General features: G+C 43.9%; 1 pseudogene. It reads left to right on the plus strand.

Annotated elements, in window-relative coordinates:
• Positions 1-318, plus strand: a pseudogene (locus tag FE394_RS14130) (hypothetical protein); the annotation flags it as partial.
• Positions 319-537: the final 219 nt, after the last annotated feature.

Below are 537 nucleotides of genomic sequence, written 5' to 3' on the forward strand. Positions count from 1 at the left end.
GGAATAATCAATAGCGTACGCATGTCGCCACAAATCGAACCACTACTCTATAACGATGCAATCAAAGTTGTACTAGATTTACAAGAGCAGTGGCGTAAAGCGGGTTGGGTGTCTAAGTACACTAAGGAATTCCTACCTCTGGTGAATACACCTGAGTTACATGAGAGTCTTCGCAATATGAAAGGCGGTGCTGGAACGACCTATTTACGAGCCGCTGATCAGTATCAGATCATGCTGAGTTTGGCCCGTTTCAAAGATGACAGGCATCCTAATGAAGAGCGCTATTTGATCACACTGGCAATTGCCAAGCCGTGGTAAGCAGGAAATAGCACAAACCATGATGGGGGTAAGAATGTTATTTTCTCATACCCATTATTCAGGATAGTGCTTCAGGACGAGGTATAGAATGAATCTGTTACAACATATAGGTCAGCGGCGCGGTAGTTTAATTCTAGCATTATTAATCGCTTTCGGTCTGACTGGCGTCTACCTCTATCATTCCTTTTATTCCAGTGACCCCGAGATAGCTTTGGTGAT

The organism is Xenorhabdus littoralis, from assembly GCF_033949345.1.
GTDB lineage: Bacteria > Pseudomonadota > Gammaproteobacteria > Enterobacterales > Enterobacteriaceae > Xenorhabdus > Xenorhabdus littoralis.